This window comes from Curtobacterium sp. MCBA15_005 (assembly GCF_001864855.1).
Taxonomy (GTDB): Bacteria; Actinomycetota; Actinomycetes; order Actinomycetales; family Microbacteriaceae; genus Curtobacterium; species Curtobacterium flaccumfaciens.
The window spans coordinates 1-323 of the sequence record NZ_MJGL01000037.1; the positions used below are offsets into that span (position 1 = coordinate 1).

Below are 323 nucleotides of genomic sequence, written 5' to 3' on the forward strand. Positions count from 1 at the left end.
CGACCCGCACGACGCTCAGCACCGGACCGAAGATCTCCTCGGTGTAGACGCGGCTGGTGGTGGGCACCTGGTCGATCAGCGTCGGACCCAGCCAGAAGCCGTTCTCGTCGCCGTCGGGTCGGACGGTGCGGCCGTCCACCACAACCACCGCACCGTCCTGCTCTGCGACCTCGATGTACGAGGCGACCTTGTCACGGTGCTGCTTCGTGACGAGCGGCCCCATGTCGCACCCGCGACGACCGTCGCCGATGCGCAGGGTCGCCGCGCGGTCCTTGATCTTCTGGATGAGCTCGTCCGCCACCGGCTCGACGGCGACGACGACC

General features: G+C 69.0%; 1 protein-coding gene. It reads right to left on the reverse strand.

What is annotated here, in order from left to right; all coding sequences use genetic code 11:
* On the reverse strand, window positions 1–323 hold a 323-nt coding region (locus BIU89_RS12900), incomplete at both ends, for an aldehyde dehydrogenase family protein (RefSeq protein WP_139179123.1).